This is a genomic window from Bacillus sp. LR_5 (assembly GCF_042709275.1).
In genome coordinates this window covers 1-4,256 of the sequence record NZ_JAVAXX010000402.1, presented here as the reverse complement: position 1 = coordinate 4,256, position 4,256 = coordinate 1, and the positions used below count along the sequence as shown (strand labels likewise).

At 48.4% G+C, this 4,256-nt stretch carries 4 protein-coding genes; all 4 read left to right on the top strand.

Going from position 1 to position 4,256, the window contains the following annotated elements; genetic code table 11:
- The coding region (locus RAC86_RS35795) for an isochorismate synthase (RefSeq protein ID WP_377886701.1) at window positions 1-1,023 on the top strand (1,023 nt) is incomplete at its 5' end.
- The gene (gene menD, locus RAC86_RS35790) at window positions 1,020-2,762 is read left to right on the top strand and encodes a 2-succinyl-5-enolpyruvyl-6-hydroxy-3-cyclohexene-1-carboxylic-acid synthase (protein WP_015714576.1); all 1,743 of its coding nucleotides are present in this window, start codon (window positions 1,020-1,022) and stop codon (window positions 2,760-2,762) included. The genes RAC86_RS35795 and menD, both read left to right, overlap by 4 nt.
- Window positions 2,750-3,574 carry a 2-succinyl-6-hydroxy-2,4-cyclohexadiene-1-carboxylate synthase gene (gene menH, locus RAC86_RS35785; RefSeq protein ID WP_326144795.1) on the top strand — a complete coding sequence of 275 codons (825 nt, stop codon included), beginning with the start codon at window positions 2,750-2,752 and terminating at the stop codon, window positions 3,572-3,574. The genes menD and menH overlap by 13 nt, the downstream gene beginning before the upstream one ends.
- A gap of 34 nt (window positions 3,575-3,608) precedes the next feature.
- Window positions 3,609-4,256, top strand: a 648-nt coding sequence (gene menB, locus RAC86_RS35780) for a 1,4-dihydroxy-2-naphthoyl-CoA synthase (RefSeq protein WP_377886700.1), incomplete at its 3' end; no start/stop codon positions are given.

Genomic DNA, 4,256 nt, shown 5'->3' with positions numbered 1-4,256 from the left:
TCACAATGGGACCATTTCTCGGAAGGGGATTTCTTTGTGCCTGCGCTTATGCTGACGATGACTGCTGAAGGCCCGTTCTTAACAGTTAACAGATGGGTAAGCGGAGGAGAAGATGTAGAAGCTGTTTTAGAAGGCTTAAAAGCTTTTGCGGCGGAATTTATGGTTCCCGATTTCAAGCAAGAAGATCAGGCTGTGATTGCAGCAGCCGAAGAGCTGGATAAGGATGATTGGCTGAAAGCAATCGAAACGGCCACAAGCCAAATTAAAGAGAAACAATATGATAAGGTTGTTCTTGCCCGAGAGCTGCTGCTCACGTTTGACGGTCCAATCCAAATTGAACCGGTGCTTAAAACGCTTCTGGACGATCAGCAGACAAGCTATGTTTTTGCAATTGAACAAGAAGGCAAAACCTTTGTCGGCGCGTCTCCGGAAAGACTGATCAAAAGAGACGGCGGCACTGTCATGTCTTCCTGTCTGGCAGGCTCCATTAAACGAGGCGTGAATGAAGAAGACGACCGCCGGATAGGCCTTGAATTATTAAACGATGAGAAAAACCTGCTTGAGCATGATATTGTGGTAGGTATGATTCATAATGCTTTTGTATCAAGCTGTTCAGAGGTTGAAAAGCCTGATGGACCTGTTTTGTACAAAACAAAAAGCGTTCAGCACCTGTTTACGCCGATTGTCGGACAGCTGCGCGAGTCTGCATCGATTTTTGACTTAATTGAGAAGCTGCATCCCACTCCGGCGCTTGGGGGAGCACCTCAGGAAAAAGCTGTTGACGTGATCAGGGAGATTGAACCGATGTCTCGCGGCTGGTATGCGGCCCCTATCGGCTGGATTGACAGCCAGGATAACGGGGAATTCGCGGTCGCCATTCGTTCAGGGCTCATCGAAGGAAGCACAGCAAGGCTGTTTGCCGGGTGCGGTATTGTGGAAGACTCGGAACCAATCTCGGAATATGAAGAAACACAGATTAAATTGAAGCCGATGATCTCTGCATTAGGAGGTGAGAGGCGTTGACAGTCAACCCGATTACTCATTACATCGGAAGTTTTATTGATGAATTCGCCCTTTCCGGAATTACGGACGCCGTCGTTTGTCCGGGCTCAAGATCTACACCGCTGGCTGTTCTTTGTGCTGCGCATCCCGATATCAGCGTCCATGTCCAAATTGATGAAAGATCTGCCGGGTTTTTTGCCTTAGGTTTGGCAAAAGCGAAGCAGCGTCCCGTACTATTGATCTGTACATCTGGAACAGCCGCGGCCAACTTTTATCCGGCTGTGGTTGAAGCCCATTATTCAAGGGTGCCTATTATTGTGTTAACTGCTGATCGGCCTCATGAGCTGCGCGAAGTAGGCGCACCGCAGGCTATTAATCAGCACTTCTTATTCGGTAACTTTGTTAAGTTTTTCACAGACTCTGCTCTTCCTGAAGAGTCTCCGCAAATGCTGAGATACATCCGAACGCTGGCAAGCCGCGCTGCCGGAGAAGCACAAAAGCGCCCGATGGGGCCTGTCCATGTGAATGTGCCGCTGCGCGAACCGCTGATGCCGGATCTTTCAGATGAGCCGTTTGGAAGAATGAGAACAGGCCGTCATGTGTCTGTGAAAACGGGTACGCAGTCTGTTGACCGAGAGTCCCTGTCTGATGTGGCTGAGATGCTCGCAGAGGCTGAAAAAGGAATGATCGTCTGCGGGGAGCTCCATAGTGATGCGGATAAGGAAAACATTATTGCGCTGTCAAAAGCGCTTCAGTATCCAATTTTAGCGGATCCGCTGTCTAATCTGCGGAATGGTGTTCATGATAAAAGCACTGTTATTGATGCGTATGATTCGTTTTTAAAAGATGATGAGCTGAAGCGGAAACTTCGTCCTGATGTTGTCATTCGGTTTGGACCGATGCCTGTTTCAAAACCGGTTTTCTTATGGCTTAAGGATGATCCTGCGATTCAGCAAATAGTGATTGACGAGGATGGAGGGTGGAGAGACCCGACACAGGCAAGCGCGCATATGATTCATTGTAATGCGTCTGTTTTTGCTGAGGAGATCATGGGAGGCCTTACTGCTGCTGCCAGATCCTCAGAGTGGCTGGAAAAGTGGCAGTTTGTCAATGGGCGGTTCCGCGAGCATCTGCAAACAATCAGCAGTGAAGATGTTTCGTTTGAAGGCAATCTCTATCGAATCCTTCAGCATCTTGTGCCTGAAAACAGCTCGCTGTTTGTGGGAAACAGCATGCCGATCAGGGATGTTGATACGTTTTTCGAAAAGCAGGACCGCCCTTTCCGGATTTATTCAAACCGGGGAGCAAACGGGATAGACGGTGTCGTCTCCTCTGCCATGGGGGTATGTGAAGGAACAAAAGCGCCTGTTACCCTTGTGATTGGAGATTTATCTTTTTATCACGATTTAAACGGCTTGCTGGCGGCCAAAAAGCTGGGTATTCCACTTACTGTGATTCTTGTCAATAATGACGGGGGAGGGATTTTCTCCTTTTTGCCGCAGGCTTCTGAGAAGACACACTTTGAAGATTTGTTCGGCACACCGACAGGGCTCGATTTCAAGCATGCCGCTGCACTTTACGGCGGAACGTATTCATGCCCGGCTTCTTGGGATGAATTCAAAACAGCTTACGCGCCGCAGGCAGACAAGCCCGGACTCCATTTGATTGAAATCAAAACGGATCGCCAATCAAGAGTCCAGCTTCATCGCGATATGCTGAATGAGGCTGTGCGGGAAGTGAAAAAACAATGGGAACTGTAAACATAACGGTATCAGATGGTGTCCGATATGCAGTGGCAGACGAGGGACCGAATGCTTCCGAAGCCGTCGTCTGTCTGCACGGGTTTACCGGCAGCAAACAATCATGGACTTTTCTTGATGAAATGCTGCCTGATTCCCGTTTGATCAAAATTGATTGTTTAGGGCATGGGGAAACCGATGCCCCGCTGAATGGGAAAAGATACAGCACAAGCCGGCAAGTTTCTGACCTTGCCGAGATTTTTGATCAATTAAAACTTCACAAAGTGAAATTGATTGGGTATTCTATGGGAGGAAGGCTTGCTTACTCTTTTGCGATGACACATCCCGAGCGGGTATCGGCACTTGTGCTTGAAAGCACGACGCCGGGACTCAAAACACTTGGGGAACGGCGGGAACGAATCATGCGGGACCGGAAGCTTGCTGATTTTATTTTACGAGACGGGCTCAAAGCGTTTGTTGCGTATTGGGAGAATATCCCTTTGTTTTCATCTCAGCAGAGGCTGGCTGAAGATATTCGGCACAGGATACGATCGGGCCGTCTGCGGAACAATAAGATTGGGCTTGCGAACAGTTTAACCGGCATGGGCACCGGTTCACAGCCTTCCTTGTGGAGCCGTGTAGAGGAAATAGATGTTCCTGTGCTTCTGATCTGCGGGGAGTGGGACGAAAAATTTTGCGCCATCAATCAAGAGGTGCATAAGATGCTTCCTTCTAGTAGAATAGAGATTGTTCCAAAAGCAGGACATACGGTCCATGTGGAACAGCCGCGATTGTTTGGTAAAATAGTGAGTGAGTTTTTGACAAGCATCTGACTCATTCACATAGAGAATAAAAGGAGGTCATCATATGGCTGAATGGAAAACAAAACGGACATACGATGAGATATTGTATGAAACGTATAATGGCATTGCAAAAATAACAATCAACCGACCTGAGGTACATAATGCGTTTACCCCTAAAACGGTTGCTGAAATGATTGATGCGTTTGCTGACGCAAGAGACGACCAAAACGTTGGGGTTATCGTGCTTGCCGGTGCAGGGGACAAAGCATTTTGTTCTGGCGGAGACCAAAAAGTGCGCGGCCACGGTGGATATGTAGGAGACGACCAGATCCCTCGTCTTAACGTATTGGATCTTCAGCGTTTAATCCGCGTCATCCCGAAACCGGTTGTTGCGATGGTGTCCGGCTATGCGATCGGCGGAGGCCATGTGCTTCACATCGTATGTGACTTGACAATTGCTGCGGACAACGCAATTTTCGGACAAACAGGACCTAAAGTGGGAAGCTTCGATGCAGGTTACGGTTCTGGCTACCTGGCTCGAATTGTAGGACATAAAAAAGCACGTGAAATCTGGTACCTATGCCGTCAGTACAACGCACAGGAAGCACTGGACATGGGTCTTGTCAACACAGTCGTTCCTTTGGAACAGCTTGAAGAAGAAACGATTAAATGGTGTGAAGAAATGCTTGAAAAAAGCCCGACCGCACTGCGC